We start from the raw sequence: 20639 nt of genomic DNA, 5'->3' as shown, positions 1-20639 counted from the left end.
CTTGACCCGAGGATCGAGTTGTCCGCCACTCGACCTTCCATGAACGAGCGCCGCCCCTTCATCGCGACCTATATTTTGGCCAGCCGCCCGCTCGGCGTCCTATACGTCGGTATGACGTCGAACCTCTATGAGCGTATTCGTCAGCATCGGGAGGATGACATCGAAGGCTTTGCCCAGCGTTACGGCTGCAAGACGCTGGTCTGGTATGAAGCGCACGGCTTCGTCACTGAGGCGATCCGGCGAGAGAAGGCGCTGAAGCGCTGGAACCGCACGTGGAAGCTGGAGCTGGTCGAGAAGACCAACCCGCAGTGGCAAGACCTCTATCCCAGCCTGTTTGGATTGGCGCCTGATCCTCGGGTCAAGCCCGAGGATGACGGAGGGGGAGAGGGAGGCGTCGAGGCATTTCTGAAACGCCTCGACAACGCCTAGTCCGGATCGCCGCTCGCGCCTGCGGGGCTCAGCTTCCAGCGGACCTTGGTTTCGGCGTCGGTGCGGGCGGAACCGCGCACGACGATCTGCAAGGAACGGCGGGTCAGGCCTTCGTCGATATGGACAGCCGGTTCGATGGCCACGTCAGGGCCGTCGCTGCGGAACCACCAGCCGCGACCGGACGGGCCGCGCAGCAGGATGGAGCGGCGGTCGCGGGCCAGCGACGCCTGCACCCCCGGCTCCAGCTGGAAACGCAGGGCGTAGGGGGCGGCGATGGCGCGGGCGGCCTCGGGGCGGCCCTCGGGCGGGTGCAGCCGCTCTTCGGCGCGCAGTTCGTCCAGCCTCTGGTCGATGTAGAGGCGGCGCTGGTGCATCAGGCCGTACAGCGGCATCCAGCCGTCGTGCTCGACCTCCAGCCAGACGGCGCCTTCGCCTTCCTGATGCTGGCGGGTGACGCCGATGGCGGGGCCGACGAGGCGCGGGCCCAGAAGTTCGCCCTTCCAGCCGGCCAGAGGCTCGGCCAGAGGCTGTTCGCCCAGCGTCAGGGTCGAGGCGCCCGGCGTCAGGCGCAGGGCCTGACGGTCCAGGGCGCGCGGCGTCCATCCGGCCGAGGTGAACAGGCGGTCGCGGCCGCAGACGACTTCCAGCGCGGCGGGCTGGCCGCAGGCGGCGGCGGACCAGGCGTTGCGGGCCGGGGCCTCGACATCGACCATGACGGTCAGAAGCGGGCTGGAGACGCGCAGCAGGCCGCCGACAGCGCCGCTGGGCGGGGCGGCGGGCGCGTCGTCATGGGCGCGCGCGGCGGCGATGCGTTCGGGCGTCGAGGGGCCGCCGCCCTGAAGCACGGCCAGCCGCCGGTCGGGCAGGGTCTGGACGCGAAGCGCCAGCGTCAGGCGCGATATGGCCTCGGCGATCGCTTCGGGCGTCACCTCGGACAGCTGGGCCAGGGCGTCGTCCAGCGTCAGCAGGTCGAGCAGCAGCTCCAGCCCCATTTCCGGCGCACGCGAGGCGTGGCCGCCGTCCGGCGCGACTGTGGCGGTCAGGGCGGCGGGCAGGCGTTTCAGCGCCCTGTTGCGGATGGCGGCGCCGGTCTTGCCGGTCAGGGCGCATCCGGCGACGGCGGCGGCGGTCAGGCGCTCGGCCCGGCCCATGATCCCGCCGGGCGGACGCAGCAGCTGGCGCGCCTGATGGGCCAGAATGTCGGTCAGCTGAAGGCGTTCGACCTCGGTCGCCACGCCCGCCAGACGCCGTCCGGCGCAGGCCAGATGATAGACGCGGCGGGCCAGAATGTCCGGGTCCCACGAGAAGGGCGACCAACGGCTGAAGACCTCGTTCCACGCCAGCGTCATGGCCAGGACTTCGCGCGCGCCGCGATCGCCCTGGGCCATCATGGCGGGCAGCCAGTTGAAGCTGTGCAGTTCGACGGCGAAGGCGCGGCTGGGCGTGGGGCTGTTCCACAGCTCCACCGGGTTTCCGGCGTCAAGGCTCAGGCCCGCCAGCGTCAGCTTGCCCGACAGCAGGGGACGGGGCGCCTCTTCGGGCAGGGGGCGGAAATCGCGCGGGCTGACGGCGAAACCCTCGGCGGTCGGGCCGCCCAGCGTCAGGCCATAGCCGGGCAGGCCGTACAGCTCGACCCACAGCTGGCGCGCGCCCAGCCCCTTGGCGACCGAGGCCCACAGGCGCGGGTCGGGCCGGGCGCCGGAGGCGCTGCGCACGGGGGTCCGCATCGGGGCGCCCTTCAGGCCGGGGATGTGCCCCTCGGCCAGGGGGACGTCGCTGTCGCGTGGGGCGAAGGGGCCGAGGGGGCTCACGCGGCGGCGGCCTTCAGGGCCTGAATGTTGGCGGCATAGGCGTCCGGCCCGCCCTTGAAGACGAAGGAGCCGGCGACCAGCGCATCGGCCCCGGCGGCGACGCAGGCCCCGGCGTTGGCGGCGACCACGCCGCCGTCGACCTGAAGGTGCGCCTTCGATCCGGCGCGGTCGAGGATGGCGCGGGCGCGCTCGATCTTCCTCAGCGAGGTCTCGATGAATTTCTGACCGCCGAAGCCGGGATTCACCGACATGATCAGCACCAGATCGACCAGTTCGACGGTCTCTTCCAGCACGCTCAGCGGGGTGGCCGGGTTGAAGACGAGGCCCGCCTTGGCGTCCAGCTGGCGGATCTGGCCCAGGGTGCGGTGGACGTGGGGGCCGCTTTCGGGATGGACGCTCATGATGTCGGCGCCCGCCGCGCGATAGGCCTCCAGCCAGTTATCGACCGGGGCGACCATCAGGTGCACGTCGAACGGCAGGGTCGTGTGCGGGCGCAGGGCCTTCACCACGTCCGGGCCGATGGTCAGGTTGGGCACAAAATGGCCGTCCATGACATCGACGTGGATCCAGTCGGCGCCGGCTGTCTCCAGCGCGCGGATCTCCTCGCCCAGTTTTGAGAAGTCGCTGGCCAGGATGGAGGGGCAGATCAGCGGGGCGGCGGTCGCGGACGTCTGGGTCATGGTCCTGCGACTTAGGGCTCCTGAAGGCGGGGGGCAAGCCGGGCGGCAGACGCAAGGACAGACGACCGCGATGGCGACAGCTGTTCGTCGGCGCTTCGTGAACGGCATGTCGTGGTCGTTGGCGAAGGCGCGACGGTCGGGCGCGCAAGGCTGCTGGCGGGCGCCGGGCGCCGCGGCGATGACGGCGGCGCACCGCTTTTTCCCGTCCCCGAAAGGACTACGCCATGATCCGTTTTCTTGTTGCCGCCGCCGTGCTGGCGCTGGCTTCGCCTGTTTCTGCACAGGTCGCCGGCAACCGCCTGACCTTCACCTTCGAGACGGGCGCCGACACCGGGGCGGTGCTGGTGGCCCTGTATGACAGCGAGGCGGCCTATGCGTCCGGGGCGCCGGTCCGTGCGGCTCGGGTCGATGTGGCGGCGGGCGCGCGCGACGCCGTGTTCGAGGGGCTTCCTGCCGGGGCCTACGGCATGAAGGCGGTTCACGACGTCAACGGCAACGGGAAGATGGACATGAACCCGTTCGGCATGCCCGCCGAACCCTACGCCTTCTCCAACAACGCCGTCGGCAACATGGGTCCGGCCGGATGGGACCGCGCCCGCTTCGAGGTTTCGGGCGAGACGGCCCAGACCATCCGCATCCGCTGAACCCGCCGCTCGGAGCCGACGTCATGACCCCGACCCGCCGCAACCTGTGCATGGGCGCCGCCGCTTTTTCCGCCGCCCCTTCCGCTGTCCTGGCCGCCAGCCGCGTGCTGACGCCTGACAAGACCCGCGCGGCGCAGGCCATAGCCGCCGCTGCGGACTGGTCGTTGGCGACCGAGGACGTCGAGGGCGATATCGCGCCGCGCGCCCTGCGTCTGGTTCACGGACGGACGCCGGAGGGGCTGTCGGGCAGCCTTTATCGCAACGGCCCGGCCAAGTTCCGGCGCCCCGGCGGTTCGGCCGGGCACTGGTTCGACGGCGACGGCCTGATCCGGCGGTGGCGGATCGCGGACGGTCAGGCCAGTCTCGCCGCCCGCTTCGCCGATACGCCCAAGCGGCGTCAGGAGAGCGAGGCCGGGGCCATGCTGACGCCCGGCTTCGGCACGGCGGCGGACCCGCGCGCCCGGATTGGATCGGCCGATGACGCGAGTCCGGCCAACACCTCGATCCACAAGGTCGGCGGCAGGCTGTGGGCGCTGTGGGAGGCGGGCTCGCCTCTGGCCATGGACCCCGAGACGCTGGAGACGCAGGGCTTCGTCACCCTGCGGCCGGACCTGAAGGCCATGCCCTTTCTGGCCCATCCGCGCATCGAGCCGGACGGCCGCATCTGGAATCTGGGCGTGAACGGCCGACAGGCCATGGTCTGGCGTCTGGCGGCCGATGGAGGGTTGGAGGACGCCGAGGTCATCGCCCTGCCGCGCGCCAGCTATATTCACGACTTCAGCGCCACGGCCCGGCATCTGGTCATCGTGCTGCAGCCGTGGGTGCACGCCCGCCAGATCGCGCCGCTGGCGGCGGGCTTTGACTGGACGCCCGAGGCGGGGACGCAGGTGCTGGTGGTCGACAAGGCCGACCTGACGCAGCGCCGCCTTTATGAGCTGCCGCCCTTCGGCTTTTTCCATGTCGGCGACGCCTGGGAAGAGGCGGGCGGCGCGATCCGCTTCGACCTGTGCGCCCACAAGGACATGACGTTCGCCGCGCGCGGCGCGGGACAGATCCTGAGCGGCCTGCCGATGAACCATCAGCCTGCCGAACTGGCCATGGTCGTCCTGTCGCCGGACGGGCGTGGGCGGTTGGAGCGCACCGGCGTGACGGCCGAGTTTCCACGCAGCGATCCGCGTCGCGCAGGGCGCACGCGCCGCTTCAGCCTGCACACGACGGGCGAGCGCGTCGACCGGCCGCTGGCCTCGGCGGTCGCGGTCACCGACTGGTCGAGCGGCCGCACGCGATCCTTCGATTTCGGGCCGGGCCATGTGGCCGATGAGATGGTCTATGTCCCCCGATCCGGCGGCGCGCATGAGGCGGACGGCTGGCTGATCGGCCCGACGATCAACCTGAGGGCGGGGGTCAGCGAACTGCACGTTCTGGACCTGCTGCATATCGAGGACGGCCCGGTCGCCACATGGCGCGCCGATGTGGCCTTGCCGGCGTCTTTTCACGGGAACTGGGCGTGAGCGCCGCACATTTCATGTCCGGCGTCCGGGCCGGCGGGCGTGCGGTTGACCCGCGCGACCGAACGGTTCAAGACCCCATCGCCGTCCGGATGCGCGTCCTTGGGGCGGCGTCTTTTTGGAACCCTTCAGATGAACCCCGAAGATCGAAGTCCGTCTTCACCTTCTTCGACGCACTGAGGACCCCCGGCTTCCGCGCGGGCGTTCTCGCGAAAGGAAGCAACCATGCTGAACGCCTATGACTGGCGCGCCGATCGGCTGGTGCGGCTGGACACGGCCGTGGATCAGGGCCCGGCCTGCTGGATCGACCTGGTCTCGCCCAGCGCCGACGAGGTCGCCGCGCTTGAAGCCCTGACCGGCATCGACATCCCCAGCCGGGACGAGATGGACGACGTCGAGCCGTCGGCCCGCCTCTATTCCGAAGACGGCGGCGTCTTCATGATCGCTGCCGTGGCGACGGACCTGGAAACGCACGATCCGGTCAAGACGCCGGTGACCTTCATCCTCAAGGGCGGGCGTCTGGTGACGGTGCGTTACGGCCAGCCGCGCTCGTTCCAGTTCTTCATCGCCCGCGCCACCAACAAGCCGGGCGAGAAGCTGGCCACCGGCGAAACCATCATGATGGGGCTGATCGAGGCTGTCATCGACCGATACGCCGACGCGCTGGAGATGAAGGGGCTGGAGCTGGACGCCATCTCCCGCCTGATCTTCCGCAAGCGCGATCCCAATGCCGTCGAAAGCCACAACCTTCAGGCGCTGATCCGCGACATCGGCCGGGCGGGCGACTTTCTGGCCCTGATCCGTGAAAGCCTGGCCAGCCTGCAGCGGCTGCTGGCCTATCATGCGGCCCTGTCGGGCGCGCGGGCCGGGGGCAAGGCCGAGCGCGAGGCCCGCCAGACCGTGCGCCTGCTGCAGCGCGACGCGGCGGCGCTGAGCGAACTCAGCGTCTCCATGACCTCGAAGGTTACCTTCCTGATGGATGCGACGCTGGGCCTGATCAATCTGGAGCAGAACCAGATCATCAAGATCTTCTCGGTTGCGGCCGTGGCCCTGCTGCCGCCGACGCTGATCGCCTCCATCTACGGCATGAACTTCGAGATCATGCCTGAGCTTCAGTGGCGCTTCGGTTATCCGGCGGCGATCGTGGCGATGATCCTGTCGGCCGCCCTGCCCTATTTCGTCTTCCGCAAGAAGCGCTGGCTGTAGGGTCTCACCACCAGCCCGCGTCGCGCAGGGCGCGGGCGTAGCGGCGGCTGACCGGGGCGGTCAGTCCCTGATCCAGCGTCAGGGTCGCGCGCCCGTCGCCGCGCGCCACCGAGACGACGGCGTCCCGGGCCACCCACCAACTGCGGTGCGTCTGGGCGCCTTCCAGCCCTTCCAGTTCGGCAAGGGCGTCGGACAGCCGCATCAGGATCAGGTCCGACCCCTGCGCGGTGTGCAGGCGCAGATAGTGGTCCTCGGCCTGAACGGCGATCAGGCGCGCGCCGCGCAGCTTCGGCGGCAGGCGCTCCAGAAAGCGGGCAGGCGCGGCGCCGGGGACGGCGGCGTGGGTCTCGACCGGCTGTTTGCGGCCCAGAAACACGTTCAGCACGCTGAGCGCGGCGGTGATCAGGGCCACCGGCGGCAGGAAACGGATCAGATCGGCGACGGGCCTCAGCCGACCTTCGAACATCCACCCGGTTAGCGCCCATACGACCAGCGTCAGCGGCCCGGTGATGACCAGCGTCAGCACCGCCGCGCCCATCCACGGCCGGGCGTCCACATCAACGAACCGCTCGATCAGCAGGCTGCAGGCGTGGCCCCACAGCCCGCCGATGACCAGCAGGGGAATCCAGTAGCCGAGACGCTGGATCAGCGAGGCCCCGCCCGAGCCGAAGGCGCCGCCCAGCGCCAGGAACACCCCCGCCGCCAGCGCCACGGCCAGACCGCGCAACAGGTCGCGCCCTGCTGGCCCCGAAAAGACGGCGGCCGCGCCCATCAGGCCCGTTCGGGGCCGCAGACGGCGCGGAATCCGGCGGCGGCGAAGCGCACCATATAGTCGCAGGCGCTGTCCAGATCGCCGGACCGGCACAGGCCGTCGGACAGCCTGTCCAGCCGCCCCGTCTCGCCCAGCGTCAGCGTCAGGGCGCCGGACAGATTGTGCCAGGCCCAATAGAGCTGCTCGTCCTGCGCCTCGGGCATGATGCGCTTGACCAGTTCCAGCAGGCGCCGGATCGCCGGGTCGAAATAGCGGGCCATGGTCTCGCCGCCGAAGGCGGGCTGGGCGTTGGTCTGGGCCACCAGGGCGGCATAGTGCTTCCACCCCGGCCCGCCCTTCAGCGACCACTGGAACGGGGGGCGCAGGAAGGCTTCGAACAGCCCCTCCAGCGTCATGTCCGCGCCCGCCGCCTCGGCGTAGCGGTCGATGGCGGCGACGCGCTCGCTGTTCCAGACCTCGGCGCGGCGGTTGAAGACGGAATCGAACAGTTCCTTCTTGGCCCCGAAATAATAGTGGACCAGGGCGGTATCCACGCCCGCCTCGCGCGCCACCTCGCGGATGGTGACGCCATAGAAGCCGTGCTTCGAAAACAGGTCTTCGGCCGCGTTCAGGATGGCGTCGCGCGTCTCGCCCACGGCCGTGGCCTTGGACTTCTTGGGCCGACCGCGCCGCGCGGGCGTGGCGGGAAGCGGCGGAATCTGGGGCGGCGGCAGGTCGCTCTTCGTCATGGGCGGAAGCTAGTCGCGCTTGGGGGCTCAGTGCAACGGCGCCACAGGGCGGCGATTGCGTGACGTAAATGCAGCGTCGCCGTTTGACAGGTCGGCGAAAGCCCGTCACCTATGCTGAAAATCATTGAACGCTGAATAAAAAGCGTCGATCGGGCCGGAAACAAGATTGGGATGCACATGAACAGACTCGTGAAGACCGCCCTGCTGGCGGGCGCCGCCTTTGGCGCAATGACCTCGGCCGCACAGGCGCAGGAAGCCGCCGCCCAGGTCGAAGACATCATCGTCACCGCGCGCCGCACCGAAGAGTCGGCGCAGAAGACGCCTCTGGCCCTGACGGCCTTCAGCGGCGAGACGCTGGAGCGCACGGGCGCCCAGCAGGTGACGGACCTGCAAGGCGCGGTGCCGAACCTGAACCTTGTGCAGGGTCGCGGCTCGTCGAACTCGACCAACATCTACATCCGCGGCGTCGGCCAGCCGGACGCCCTGCAGACCTTCGACCCGGCTGTGGGCGTCTATGTCGACGACGTCTATTATTCGCGCATCCGCGGCACCCAGTTCGATCTGCTGGATCTGGAGCGCGTCGAGATTCTGCGCGGCCCGCAGGGCACCCTGTACGGCAAGAACACCATCGGCGGCGCCATGAAGCTGGTGTCGCGCCGCCCGGATCAGGAATTCCGCGCTCGCGCTTCGGCCGCCTATGGCGACTATGATCTGGTCGAGGTTCAGGGCTCTGTCTCGGGCCCTGTGACCGACACCCTGGCCCTGGGCCTGTCGGCCCTGCATTCGGAACGCGGCGGCTATGTCACCGATCCGGCCACCGGCGCCGAATACAACGACAAGAACTCGACCGCCGTGCGCGCCAGCCTGTCCTGGGACCCGGCGTCGAACTTCCGCATTGACCTGAACGCCGACTACGCCAAGGACGACGCGGGCATGACCGTCGGTCAGGCCCAGAATGATCTGACGGATCTGCTGAAGAGCACGGTTCTGCGTCCTGTGCCGAATCCGGTTCCAGAATATGATTTCAAGACCCGTACGACGCCGGGTCTGCCGAATGAGACGCGGCTGGAAAGCTGGGGCACGGCGCTACGCGCGACCTGGGATATCTCTGACGCCCTGTCGCTGAAGTCGATCACCGCCTATCGCGCGATGACCACCGACGACTACATCGACTTCGATGCGACTGAGCTGGAAATCGCCGACGCCCTGGTGGCCGTGGATCAGAACCAGTTCAGCCAGGAGCTGCAACTGACCTATACCGGCGACCGCCTGAACGCGGTGGCGGGTCTCTACTACCTCAAGGAAGACGTGGACTCTCATCAGGAGAGCTACAACGACGCCCTGCTTGGCCCGGCGTTCGGCAACTCGGGCTTCCTGCGCACTATCGACGATACGCTGGAGACGACCTCCAAGGCGATCTACGGCAACCTCAGCTATGATGTGACCGAGAAGCTGCGGCTGTCGGCGGGCATCCGCTACACCGAGGAAGAGAAGGACTACTGGCGCACGACGTCGACCTTCTACAGCCTGCTTCCGGCATATAATGCGACCTATGTGTTCGCGCCGGACGTGGGTAAGTACGACGACACCTCGATCATGCTGTCGGCGGACTATCAGCTGTCGGACGACGCCATGGTCTATGCGCGCTATTCGCAGGGCTTCAAGTCGGGCGGTTTCAATGGCCGCGCCAACTCCCCGACGGAAGCGACCGAGTATCAGCCGGAAACGGCCGACTCTTTCGAGGTCGGCGCCAAGACCTCGTTCTGGGATCGTCGCGCGCGTTTGAACCTGGCGGCCTTCCTGACCAAGTATGAGGATTTCCAGGCCCGCGTCGCCGGACTGGACACCGATCCGGTCACGGGCCTGCCTGCGCCCGTCCTGTCGGTGCTGAACGCCGGTCAACTGGACATCTTCGGCTTTGAGCTGGAAGGCGTGCTGGTTCCAATCCGCGGCCTGACGCTGGACGCCCAGGTCGGCTTCCTCGACGCCGACTACAAGGAGTTCAAGGACGACCGCTTCACCAACTTCGGCGGCAGCCGCGCCTTCCAGGACCCGGCCTTCTCGCCCAAGTGGACGCTGCGGTTCGGCGGCCAGTACGAATGGTTCCTGTCGGGCGGCTCTTCCGTGACGGTCGGCGGCGCGGCCAAGTTCCGTTCCAAGATGGCTCTGGCGGTCGACAACACCTACGAGAACACGGCCACCGAAATCCCCGGCATGTATCAGGACGACTACTGGCTGTACGACGCCCGCGTCGTCTGGTCGGATGCGTCGGATCGCTACACGGTCGGCCTCTACGGTCAGAACCTGTCGGACGAGGTCTACAAGACCGACGCTCAGGAGTTCTCCTCGATCGGCAACATCCGCACCGCCTACTACGGCGCGCCGCGGACCTGGATGATCAAGGTTTCGGCCAAATATTGATGCTGCGCGCCTGAACGCAGCGCACTGGCGGCGGTTCGGATGAGCCGCCGCCTTTCTTTTTTGTGGCGCGGGGCGGCGGGACCGTTACCGTCGCCGTCTGAGACATCGTCGGGGAACGTCCATGAGCCAGAACGGGGCCGCCAAGGTCGAAGCGGGAGCGGTCGATGCGCGCGACGCATCGCCGGGTTATCGCTACTATGTGCTGGGGATACTGATCCTCATCTATATGCTGAACTTTCTGGATCGGCAGATCATCGGCATCCTGGCGGCGCCGCTGAAGGCCGAGTTCAATCTCAGCGACACCCAGTTCGGCCTGTTGGGCGGGCTGGCTTTCGCCCTGCTCTATTCGACCCTGGCCATTCCGATCGCCTGGCTGGCGGACCGGTTCAGCCGGGTGTGGATCATGACCGGCGCCCTGACGTTGTGGTCCGGTTTTACGGCGTTGTGCGGTCTGGCGGGCGGGTTCGGTTCGCTGTTCCTGTGCCGGATGGGCGTGGGCATCGGCGAGGCGGGCGGCGTGGCCCCGGCCTATTCCCTGATCGCCGACTACTTCCCCAAGTCGCAGCGGGCGCGGGCGCTGGCGGCCTATGCCTTCGGGATTCCGCTGGGCATGGCGGCGGGCACTCTGGTCGGGGGGCTGCTGGCGGCGACCTATGGCTGGCGCACGGCCTTCATCGTCGTGGGCGTTCTGGGCGTGCTGGTGGCGCCGGTGCTGCGCCTGACGGTCAAGGATCCCAAGCGCGGCGGGCTGGATATCGAACCGGCCGCGGCCGCCGCGGCGCCGGTCCAGACGCCCAAGGCGCCGCCGTTCAAGGAAGTGGTGCGCACCCTGGCGCCCAAGCCCAGCTTCTGGCTGCTGGCCTTCGGGGCGGCGTCATCCTCGGTGTGCGGCTATGGAGTGGCCGCCTGGCTGCCCAGCTTCTTCATGCGCAGCTTCGGCCTGACCCTGTCGCAGACGGCCTGGTATTATTCGGCCATCGTCCTGGTCGGCGGGGTGGCGGGCATCTGGCTGGGCGGGTCGATGGCCGACCGGCTGGGCAAGACGTCCAAGGCCGCCTATCCGCTGACGCCCGCGATCGCGTTTCTGATCTCCGTGCCCTGCTTCATCCTGGCGATGAACTCGGGCGCGGTGGTGGGCGCGGTCATGCCCGGGTCCGATCCCAACGGTTTTGCGGCGCTGGCGCTGGCCTTTGTGATTTTCCTGATCCCGACAGGGCTGAACTTGACCTGGCTGGGGCCGATCACGGCGGCGGTGCAGCATCTGGCCACGCCCGCCATGCGGACCACGGCTTCGGCCCTGTTTCTGCTGATCAACAACCTGCTGGGGATTGCGGTCGGCATCTACTACTTCGGGTGGATGAGCGACCTGCTGCGTCCTACCTTCGGCGAAGAGAGCCTGCGCTGGGCCATCTATACCGGCATGGGCTTCTATCTGCTGTCGTCGGCCCTGTTGTTCGGGGCTTCGCGCACGCTGAAGAAGGACTGGGTCGACTGAAACGGCGTTCGTCGGGGCCGCCCTGCGCGGCATAAGAAAATCCTCATGAGGCCATAAGGCGACAGACGGTTGCGCAGGGGAAGCCGCGACGCCTATAAGCGCGGCCAAAGTTTCCACAAACCTCCCTCAGAACGGCGCGGGTCCAACATGAACATTCACGAGTATCAGGCCAAGCAGGTCCTCAAGGGCTACGGCGCCCCGGTCGCGGACGGCGTCGCCATCACCTCGGCCGACCAGGCCGAGGCGGCCGCCAAGCAACTGCCTGGCCCGCTCTATGTCGTGAAGTCGCAGATCCACGCCGGCGGCCGCGGCAAGGGCAAGTTCAAGGAACTGGGCGCCGACGCCAAGGGCGGCGTGCGTCTGGCCTTCTCGATCGAGGAAGCCGTCGCCCACGCCAAGGAAATGCTGGGCAACACCCTGGTCACCGCCCAGACGGGCGAAGCCGGCAAGCAGGTCAACCGCCTGTACATCGAAGACGGCGCCGACATCGCCCGTGAGCTGTACTGCTCGCTGCTGGTCGACCGTTCGGTCGGTCAGACGGCCTTCGTCGTCTCGACCGAAGGCGGCATGGACATCGAGGAAGTGGCCCACGCCACCCCGGACAAGATCCACACCATCGCCATCAACCCGGAAGCCGGCGTCACCGCCGAGAACATCGCCGCCATCAACGCCGCGCTGGAGCTGACGGGCGACGCCGCCGAAGACGGCAAGTCGCTGTTCCCGATCCTGTACAAGGCCTTCGTCGAGAAGGACATGGACATGCTCGAGATCAACCCGCTGATCGTCATGGAGAACGGCCATCTGCGCGTTCTGGACGCCAAGGTTTCGTTCGACGGCAACGCCCTGTACCGCCACGAAGACATCCGCGCCCTGCGCGATGAAACCGAAGAAGACGCCAAGGAAATCGAGGCCTCGAAGTGGGACCTCGCCTATGTGGCCCTGGACGGCAACATCGGCTGCATGGTGAACGGCGCCGGTCTGGCCATGGCGACGATGGACATCATCAAGCTGTACGGCAAGGAACCCGCCAACTTCTGCGACGTCGGCGGCGGCGCGGGCAAGGACAAGGTCGCGGCGGCCTTCAAGATCATCACCGCTGACCCGAAGGTCGAGGGCATCCTCGTCAACATCTTCGGCGGCATCATGAAGTGCGACGTCATCGCTGAAGGCGTTGTCGCTGCGGTGAAGGAAGTGGGCCTCAAGGTGCCGCTGGTCGTGCGTCTGGAAGGCACGAACGCCGAGCTGGGCAAGAAGATCCTGAACGAGTCGGGCCTGACCATCCAGGCCGCCGACGACCTGGACGACGCCGCCCAGAAGATCGTCGCGGCGGTCGCGTAAGCGCCGCTACCGCCCAGCAGACACACAGAATTCAGAGCACAGACACATGTCCATCCTCGTCAACAAGAACACCAAGATCCTGGTTCAGGGCCTGACCGGCAAGACCGGCGGCTTCCACACCGAACAGGCGCTGGCCTATCACGGCACCCAGATGGTCGGCGGCGTCCACCCGACCAAGGGCGGCCAGACCTGGACCGGCTCGCACGGTGAAACCCTGCCGATCTTCGCCTCGGTCGCCGAAGGCAAGGAGCGCACCGGCGCCGACGCCACCGTCATCTACGTCCCGCCGGCAGGCGCGGCCGACGCCATCATCGAGGCCATCGAGGCCGAGATCCCCTTCATCACCTGCATCACCGAAGGCATTCCGGTGCAGGACATGGTCCGCGTCAAGGCGCGTCTGGACCGTTCGAACTCGCGTCTGCTGGGCCCGAACTGCCCGGGCGTCCTGACCCCGGACGAGTGCAAGATCGGCATCATGCCGGGCAACATCTTCAAGAAGGGCAACGTGGGCATCGTCTCGCGTTCGGGCACCTTGACCTATGAAGCCGTGTTCCAGACCACGAACGAAGGCCTGGGCCAGACCACGGCCGTCGGCATCGGCGGCGACCCGGTCAAGGGCACCGAGTTCATCGACGTGCTGGAGATGTTCCTGGCCGACGACGCCACCGAGTCCATCATCATGATCGGTGAAATCGGCGGCGCGGCCGAAGAAGACGCCGCCCAGTTCCTGATCGACGAAGCCAAGAAGGGCCGCAAGAAGCCGATGGCCGGCTTCATCGCCGGTCGTACCGCTCCGAAGGGCCGCACCATGGGCCACGCCGGCGCTGTCGTCTCGGGCGGCAAGGGCGATGCGGAATCCAAGATCGCTGCGATGGAGGCCGCGGGCATCCGCGTCTCGCCGTCGCCGGCGCGTCTGGGCACCACTCTGGTGGAAGTGCTGAAGGGCTAAAGCCCTTCAACAGCGCACGCTGCGCGTGCGGGCGCTATCGCTCGCCGCGCGGCGGCTCGCTGCTTCAGCGCCTTTTTTTGAGGGGCGCGGCGCTATGTTCGGGACGCGGCGGATTAGACTAAAGTCTGATCGATCCGTGTTCCGGGGGTGTTTTTCGCGCCATGTGACCTTTTGTAACGCCTCCGGAATCGTCCGGAGGCGTTTTTTCTTGCGGAATCGACCAAATTCCACCCGCTCCGCCTCCCTTCGGTCATGACCAGTAAGGAAACTGGGCCTATATGAACGGCGCTGCTCTCCGCGCGGCTGTGCGCGGGCGGTTGTAAAGGGACGATTGAGAGAAAAATGGCGGACGATGCGGGTCGGCTGAACCAGGTCTTTGCCGAGACCTCCTTCCTCTATGGCGCGAACGCCGCCTTCATTGAGGACCTGCACGAAAAATGGGCTTCTGACCCCGGCTCGGTGTCGGGCGAATGGCGCGCCTTCTTCGATCAGCTGAAGGACAACGCCGACCTGGTGAAGCAGTCGGCCGCCGCTGGCTCCTGGGGTCGTTCGGGCGTGACCGAGCCGACCGAGGAAACCGCCGTGTTCGACGGCCGCTGGCCCGCGCCCAAGGTCGACCCCAAGGCCGCCGGCAAGCCCGGCGCCCGCCCGGCCGCCGCGGCGCCTGCCGCGGCCGCCGTGGATGTGCGCGCCGCCGCCCATGACTCCATCCGCGCCCTGATGCTGATCCGCTCCTATCGCGTGAACGGCCACCTGCAGGCGACCCTCGACCCGCTGGGCATCGAGCAGCCGGTGCAGAACCCGGAGCTGACGCCTGAATTCTACGGCTTCACCGAAGCCGACATGGACCGCCCCATCTATCTGGACGGCGTGCTGGGCCTTGAGACGGGCTCGCTGCGTCAGGTGATGGAGCTGCTGCGCCGCACCTATTGCGGCAACATCGGCGTGCAGTTCATGCACATCGCCGAGCCGGAGGAAAAAGCCTGGCTGCAACAGCGCATCGAAGGCCCGGACAAATACGCCCAGAACGCCTTCACCAAGGAAGGCAAGCTGGCCATCTTCAAGAAGCTGGTCGAGGCCGAAGGCTTCGAACGCTTCCTGCACAAGCGTTTCCCCGGCACCAAGCGTTTCGGTCTGGACGGCGGCGAGGCCATGGTCCCGGCGCTGGAGCAGGTCATCAAGCGCGGCGGCGCCCTGGGCGTCGACGAAATCGTTCTGGGCATGGCGCACCGCGGCCGCCTGAACGTGTTGGCCGCCGTCATGGGCAAGCCCTACAAGGCCATCTTCCACGAGTTCCAGGGCGGCTCTTCGGTCCCCTCGGACATCGAAGGCTCGGGCGACGTCAAATACCACATGGGCGCCTCGTCGGATCGTGAGTTCGACGGCCACAGCGTTCACCTGTCGCTGACCGCCAACCCTTCGCACCTTGAGATCGTCAACCCGGTCGTCCTGGGCAAGTCGCGCGCCAAGCAGGCGTTCGACATCCGTGAGGCCGAGGTCAATATCGGCAAGCCGGACACCGAATGGGTGCTGGACCGCTCCAAGGTCGCGCCGCTGCTGATCCACGGCGACGCCGCCTTCGCCGGTCAGGGCGTGGTGGCCGAGTGCTTCGCCCTGATGGGGCTGAAGGGCTACCGCACCGGCGGCACCCTGCACTTCGTCATCAACAACCAGATCGGCTTCACCACGGCGCCGCGCAACTCGCGCTCGTCGCCCTATCCGTCGGATGTGGCCCTGATGGTTCAGGCGCCGATCTTCCACGTGAACGGCGACGATCCCGAAGCGGTCGTCTTCGCCGCCAAGGTGGCCACAGAATACCGCCAGAAGTTCCACAAGGACGTGGTGGTGGACATGTTCTGCTACCGCCGCTTCGGCCACAACGAAGGCGACGACCCTACCTTCACCCAGCCGCTGATGTACGCCAAGATCAAGAACCAGCCCTCGACGCTGGAGATCTACGCCAAACGCCTGATCGGCGAGGGCGTCATCACCCAGGCTGAAGTCGACGCCGAAATCGCCCGCTTCGAGGCCTACCTCGATGCCGAGTTCGAAGCCGGCAAGACCTTTGAAGCCAAGAAGGCCGACTGGCTGGACGGCGAGTGGAAGGGTCTGGGCGCCGAGAAGACCGATGACGCCGCGCAGCGCGGCGACACCGCCGTCGCCGCCGACAAGCTGCGTGACTACGGCCATCGCCTGACGGCCCTGCCGAACAGCGTCGACGTCCACAAGACGCTGAAGCGCGTCATCGACGCCCGCCGCGACACGGTGGCGGCCGGCGAGAACATCGACTGGGCCACGGCCGAGAGCCTGGCCTTCGCCAGCCTGCTGGACGAGGGCTACAATGTGCGCCTGTCCGGTCAGGACTCGGTGCGCGGCACCTTCTCGCAGCGTCACTCGGGCATCACCGACCAGACGACCGAGCAGCGCTACTTCCCGCTGAACAACCTGCGCGACGGCCAGGCCCATTTCGAGGTCATCGACTCGGCTCTGTCCGAAGAGGCGGTGCTGGGCTTCGAGTACGGCTATTCGCTGGCCGACCCGAACACCCTGACCCTGTGGGAAGGCCAGTTCGGCGACTTCGTGAACGGCGCTCAGGTGGTGATCGACCAGTTCATCTCGTCGGGCGAGCGCAAGTGGCTGCGGATGAGCGGCCTGGTGATGCTTCTGCCGCACGGCTATGAAGGCCAGGGCCCCGAGCACTCCTCGGCGCGTCTTGAGCGCTTCCTGCAGCAGTGCGCCGAGAACAACATGCAGGTCGCCAACTGCACGACGCCGGCCAACTACTTCCACATCCTGCGTCGCCAGTTGCACCGCTCGTTCCGCAAGCCGCTGATCCTGATGACGCCCAAGTCGCTGCTGCGTCACAAGAAGGCCGTCTCGACCCTGGCCGACATGGCCGAGGGTTCGTCCTTCCACCGCGTGCTGCGCGACGACGCCCAGCTGCGTCCGGACGTGGCGGGCGTCACGCTCAAGGCTGACAAGGACATCCGCAAGGTCATCGTCTGCTCGGGCAAGGTCTATTACGACCTGCTGGACGCGCGTGAGAAGGCGGGCGTCAACGACATCTACATCCTGCGTCTGGAACAGTTCTATCCGTGGCCGATCAAGTCGATCTCGGCGGAGCTGGCGCGCTTCCCCAACGCCGATCTGGTCTGGTGTCAGGAAGAGCCCAAGAACATGGGCGGCTGGACCTTCGTCGATCCGTGGATCGAGCTGACGCTCGAGAAGATGGACGTGAAGGCCAAGCGCGCGCGCTACGTCGGTCGTCCGGCTTCGGCCTCGACCGCTGCGGGCCTGATGAGCCGACACCTGAAGGAACTCGAGACCTTCCTCGCCGAGGCCATGGCCTGACCGCCGCGCCTGACCTAAAAGACAAGCAAAGTTCAGACACGAAAAGACACACTGAAGATGGCCGATATCCTGACCCCCGCCCTCGGTGAATCCGTCGCCGAAGCCTCCATCGCCAAGTGGACCAAGAAGGTCGGCGACGCCGTGAAGAAGGACGAAGTCCTGGTCGAGCTGGAAACCGACAAGGTCTCGCTGGAAGTCGTCGCCCCCGCCGACGGCGTGCTGTCGGCGATCAACGCCGGTGAAGGCGACACGGTCGTTCCCGGCACGGTGCTGGGCGCCGTGACCGAAGGCGGCGGAGCCGCCGCCTCCGCCCCGGCTGCTGCTGCTGCTGCGCCCGCCGCTGCGGCTCCGGCCGCTTCGGGCGGCGCTGCGGTCGACATCGCCGTGCCGACCATGGGCGAAAGCGTCGCCGAAGGCTCGATCGGGACCTGGCTGAAGAAGTCGGGCGACACCGTCGCCAAGGACGAACTGCTGGTCGAGATCGAGACCGACAAGGTGGCTGTGGAAGTCTCGGCCCCGGCCGCCGGCGTCCTGACCATCACCGCCGCTGACGGCGCTACCGTGACCCCCGGCCAGGTGATCGGCTCGGTCGCCGCCTCGGGCGCTGCTGCTGCGGCCGCTCCTGCCCCGGCTGCGGCTCCGGCCAACACGGGTTCGGCGCAGGCTCCGGCGTCTGCGCACCTGTCGCCCGCCGTCCAGCGCGTCGTTTCGGAAAACAACCTGAACCCGGCCTCGCTGTCGGCTTCGGGTCCGAAGGGCAACATCACCAAGGCCGACGCCATCGCCGCCATCGGCGCCGCCGCTCCGGCTGCGCCCAAGGCTGCCGCCCCCGCCGCCCCGCGCGCCGACCAGCCGCGCGAAGAACGGGTGAAGATGACGCGCCTGCGTCAGACCATCGCCCGCCGTCTGAAGGAATCCCAGAACACGGCCGCCCAGCTGACCACCTTCAACGAGGTGGACATGACCAACGTCATGGCCCTGCGCGCCCAGTACAAGGAAGTCTTCGAAAAGCGTCACGGCGTGAAGCTGGGCTTCATGTCCTTCTTCACCAAGGCCGTGGTTCAGGCCCTGCACGAAATCCCGGCCGTCAACGCCGAGATCGACGGCACGGACATCATCTACAAGAACCACTACGACATCGGCATCGCCGTCGGCACCGACAAGGGTCTGGTGGTTCCGGTGCTGCGCGACGCTGAAAGCCTGTCGCTGGCGGGCATCGAAAAGGGCATCGGCGCCCTGGGCAAGGCCGCCCGTGACGGCGCCCTGACCATGGATCAGATGCAGGGCGGCACCTTCACCATCACCAACGGCGGCACCTATGGCTCGCTGATGTCGACGCCGATCCTGAACGCGCCGCAGTCGGGCATTCTGGGCATGCACAACATCGTGCAGCGTCCGATGGCCGTGAACGGCGAGGTCAAGATCCGTCCGATGATGTATCTGGCCCTCAGCTACGATCACCGCATCGTCGACGGTAAGGAAGCCGTGACCTTCCTGGTCCGCATCAAGGAACTGCTGGAAGATCCGGCGCGCGCCCTGCTGGACCTCTAAGGTCCGCGCGACGCGAACGACTGACGACGGCGGGACTTTCGGGTCCCGCCGTTTTCAATTGGGCGGCGGGTGCTAGGGTGACGCCATGAGCCTGATCGAGATCGCCCGCTATCACGATGTCTATGAGGCCGATCTGGCGGCGGCCTTCCTGGCGTCGCACGACATTGAGGTATCGGTGACAGAGCGGTTCCAGACCACGGTCGATCCCTTGATGCAGCGCGCCCTCGGCATCCGCCTGATGGGGCGGGCGGATCAGGCGGCGCAGGCGCGCGACCTGTTGGCGCGCGCCGGGGCGGGCGAGTTCGCCAGCGACGAGGGCGATGATCTGGGCGCGCCGGACGCCCGGACGCGGGCGGCGTCGCGCGGCCTGGCGCTGTTCGGCTTCGCGGCCGGGGCGGCCTTTGTCGGCACCAGTTTGCCGCGCCGGTTCGGGCCGCTGCAATGGGCGGGCGTGGTCCTGATCCTGTCGGTCCTGATCGTCAGCGGTCTCGCTATGCTATGGGCCGGAAGTCATGGCGCCATGGGCTGACGCCTTGACGCGACGGCCGAAAATGAAGGAGTTTCGCCTTCTACCTGTGACGGAGAGTTTCGCGTGCGCCTCAATCTGAAAGCCGTATCGGCTGCCCTTGGCCTGTCGATGGCGCTGGTGGTCTGCGGACCGGTTCTGGCGGGCGGCGCTCAGAATGACGACAGCGCGAATTTCCTGCGCGTGGAGCCGTCAGCCGGCGACCTGACCCTGATCCGGGAGAAGAGCCAGTGGCGCGTGCTGATCCGCGCCGGGGGCCTGCCCAACGGCGCCGCCACGGCCGCCGACTGCGAGCTTCAGGCGCGCGGCGTCCAGGACCGCGACGACGTCATCCACGCCCGCATCATCCCCTTTCAAGGCGAACTCAACGACCTGACAGAGGCTGATATCGGCGCCGACGCCCCCGTCGTCCTGGTGCGGGTGGGGCCCGAGGGCGCCTTTATCGAGGACAGCGGGGCGGCCGCCCGCTTCTGCGGCATGGGATCGGACATTTCCGGCTTCTATGTGCGCGCACAGACGCTGGACTGAGGGCTCTAAAGGCCTGAATCCCACGCGCCGGCGTCGCGCATCCGGCTGTCGCGGGCCTCTGCCGCGCGGCCTTCCAGATCGCGGGCCATGCTGCAGATGGTGCTGGACACGGTCGTCTTGTGAACGCCCGGCACGAGCGCGTGAACAAAGGCGCAGCCCGCCAGCCGCAACAGCCTGAAGCCGAAGCGGGACGAGGCGGCCATGTGCTGGATATAGGTTTCCCCGACCTCGCGCGGGTGTTCGCGGAACAGGCGTTTGAAAGCACGCGACATACAGTCGACCTGAGCTGGCGGCACGGGCGCCTCTACCCGGCGGCGATATTCTGGCCTAAACCGAAGATAGAAACAGGGGGCGCATGGTCACGCCGTTTCAACCCCGCGTGAGGCCCCAACCAGACGTAAAGGACGACCGATGGCCGACGCCAAGACCGCTTCCGCCCAGAAATCCTCGGGTCAGACCTTTCGCTGGGATGATCCGTTCGACCTGACGGGGCGTCTGATGGACGAGGAGCGGATGGTTCAGGACGCGGCCCGGTCCTATGCGCGCGAGGCCCTGCTGCCGCGCGTGGTCGCCGCCTTCCGAGACGAGACCTTCGACCGCGCCATCATGACCGAGATGGGCGAGATGGGCTTCCTCGGCGCCACCCTGCCGGAACAGTACGGCGGCTCTGACGCCAGCCACGTCGCCTATGGCCTGATCGCG

18 protein-coding genes are annotated in these 20639 nt (G+C 67.5%); 13 read left to right on the top strand and 5 right to left on the bottom strand.

The annotated features are described in order from the left end of the window. The first annotated feature begins 39 nt into the window (after nt 1–39). The gene (locus ABE454_RS03590; RefSeq protein ID WP_346529153.1) at nt 40–429 is read left to right on the top strand and encodes a GIY-YIG nuclease family protein; all 390 of its coding nucleotides are present in this window, start codon (nt 40–42) and stop codon (nt 427–429) included. On the opposite strand, the gene ABE454_RS03585 is transcribed toward ABE454_RS03590, so the two are convergent. Together ABE454_RS03585 and rpe are read right to left on the bottom strand one after the other, a co-directional pair. Further along, entirely contained in the window at nt 426–2240 is a 1815-nt protein-coding gene (locus ABE454_RS03585) for a heparinase II/III family protein (RefSeq protein WP_346529151.1), read from the bottom strand. The two genes, ABE454_RS03590 and ABE454_RS03585, sit on opposite strands and share 4 nt — an antisense overlap. Next, the gene (rpe, locus tag ABE454_RS03580; protein ID WP_346529149.1) at nt 2237–2920 is read right to left on the bottom strand and encodes a ribulose-phosphate 3-epimerase; all 684 of its coding nucleotides are present in this window, start codon (nt 2918–2920) and stop codon (nt 2237–2239) included. Before rpe ends, ABE454_RS03585 begins: the two co-directional genes overlap by 4 nt. Nucleotides 2921–3144: 224 nt before the next feature. Between rpe and ABE454_RS03575 the strand changes: the two genes are divergently transcribed. The 3 genes from ABE454_RS03575 to ABE454_RS03565 all read left to right on the top strand — a co-directional run bounded on the left by ABE454_RS03575 (nt 3145) and on the right by ABE454_RS03565 (nt 6278). After that, the gene (locus tag ABE454_RS03575; protein WP_346529146.1) at nt 3145–3564 is read left to right on the top strand and encodes a DUF2141 domain-containing protein; all 420 of its coding nucleotides are present in this window, start codon (nt 3145–3147) and stop codon (nt 3562–3564) included. A gap of 23 nt (nt 3565–3587) precedes the next feature. Then, nucleotides 3588–5075, top strand: coding sequence for a carotenoid oxygenase family protein (locus ABE454_RS03570; protein WP_346529145.1), 1488 nt, complete (start codon nt 3588–3590; stop codon nt 5073–5075). Between the two features lie 222 nt (nt 5076–5297). Next, a complete protein-coding gene (locus ABE454_RS03565; protein ID WP_346529143.1) occupies nt 5298–6278 on the top strand; it encodes a magnesium transporter CorA family protein in 981 nt (326 codons plus the stop codon). Between the two features lie 4 nt (nt 6279–6282). On the opposite strand, the gene ABE454_RS03560 is transcribed toward ABE454_RS03565, so the two are convergent. After that, nucleotides 6283–7050, bottom strand: coding sequence for a LytTR family DNA-binding domain-containing protein (locus ABE454_RS03560; RefSeq protein WP_346529141.1), 768 nt, complete (start codon nt 7048–7050; stop codon nt 6283–6285). Continuing rightward, on the bottom strand, nt 7050–7778 hold the full coding sequence (locus ABE454_RS03555) for a TetR/AcrR family transcriptional regulator (protein WP_346529139.1): 729 nt from the start codon (nt 7776–7778) through the stop codon (nt 7050–7052). The genes ABE454_RS03560 and ABE454_RS03555 overlap by 1 nt, the downstream gene beginning before the upstream one ends. Before the next feature lie 177 nt (nt 7779–7955). Between ABE454_RS03555 and ABE454_RS03550 the strand changes: the two genes are divergently transcribed. The 8 genes from ABE454_RS03550 to ABE454_RS03515 all read left to right on the top strand — a co-directional run bounded on the left by ABE454_RS03550 (nt 7956) and on the right by ABE454_RS03515 (nt 19937). Continuing rightward, nucleotides 7956–10199, top strand: coding sequence for a TonB-dependent receptor (locus ABE454_RS03550; protein ID WP_346529137.1), 2244 nt, complete (start codon nt 7956–7958; stop codon nt 10197–10199). Between the two features lie 121 nt (nt 10200–10320). After that, complete coding sequence (locus ABE454_RS03545; RefSeq protein ID WP_346529135.1) at nt 10321–11694, top strand: spinster family MFS transporter; 1374 nt, start codon at nt 10321–10323, stop codon at nt 11692–11694. 147 nt (nt 11695–11841) lie between these two features. Beyond that, complete coding sequence (gene sucC / locus ABE454_RS03540) at nt 11842–13032, top strand: ADP-forming succinate--CoA ligase subunit beta (protein ID WP_346529133.1); 1191 nt, start codon at nt 11842–11844, stop codon at nt 13030–13032. A gap of 46 nt (nt 13033–13078) precedes the next feature. Continuing rightward, on the top strand, nt 13079–13981 hold the full coding sequence (gene sucD / locus ABE454_RS03535) for a succinate--CoA ligase subunit alpha (protein WP_346529131.1): 903 nt from the start codon (nt 13079–13081) through the stop codon (nt 13979–13981). A gap of 342 nt (nt 13982–14323) precedes the next feature. Continuing rightward, complete coding sequence (locus ABE454_RS03530; RefSeq protein ID WP_346529129.1) at nt 14324–17332, top strand: 2-oxoglutarate dehydrogenase E1 component; 3009 nt, start codon at nt 14324–14326, stop codon at nt 17330–17332. Between the two features lie 57 nt (nt 17333–17389). After that, complete coding sequence (gene odhB, locus ABE454_RS03525; RefSeq protein WP_346529127.1) at nt 17390–18883, top strand: 2-oxoglutarate dehydrogenase complex dihydrolipoyllysine-residue succinyltransferase; 1494 nt, start codon at nt 17390–17392, stop codon at nt 18881–18883. Between the two features lie 85 nt (nt 18884–18968). After that, a complete protein-coding gene (locus ABE454_RS03520; RefSeq protein WP_346529125.1) occupies nt 18969–19412 on the top strand; it encodes a hypothetical protein in 444 nt (147 codons plus the stop codon). Between the two features lie 63 nt (nt 19413–19475). Next, on the top strand, nt 19476–19937 hold the full coding sequence (locus ABE454_RS03515) for a hypothetical protein (protein ID WP_346529123.1): 462 nt from the start codon (nt 19476–19478) through the stop codon (nt 19935–19937). 5 nt (nt 19938–19942) lie between these two features. Here the strand turns inward: ABE454_RS03515 and ABE454_RS03510 are convergent, their stop codons facing one another. Then, nucleotides 19943–20209, bottom strand: a complete 267-nt coding sequence (locus ABE454_RS03510; RefSeq protein WP_346529120.1) for a DUF6356 family protein — start codon at nt 20207–20209, stop codon at nt 19943–19945. Between the two features lie 139 nt (nt 20210–20348). On the opposite strand from ABE454_RS03510, the gene ABE454_RS03505 reads away from it, so the two are divergent. Beyond that, on the top strand, nt 20349–20639 hold a 291-nt coding region (locus tag ABE454_RS03505; protein ID WP_346529118.1), incomplete at its 3' end, for an acyl-CoA dehydrogenase family protein.

Origin of the sequence: Brevundimonas diminuta (assembly GCF_039673845.1) — a bacterium.
GTDB classification, from domain to species: Bacteria; Pseudomonadota; Alphaproteobacteria; order Caulobacterales; family Caulobacteraceae; genus Brevundimonas; species Brevundimonas diminuta_E.
The sequence above is the reverse complement of the archived record's forward strand: the minus strand, read 5'-3'. Positions and strand labels throughout refer to the sequence as shown.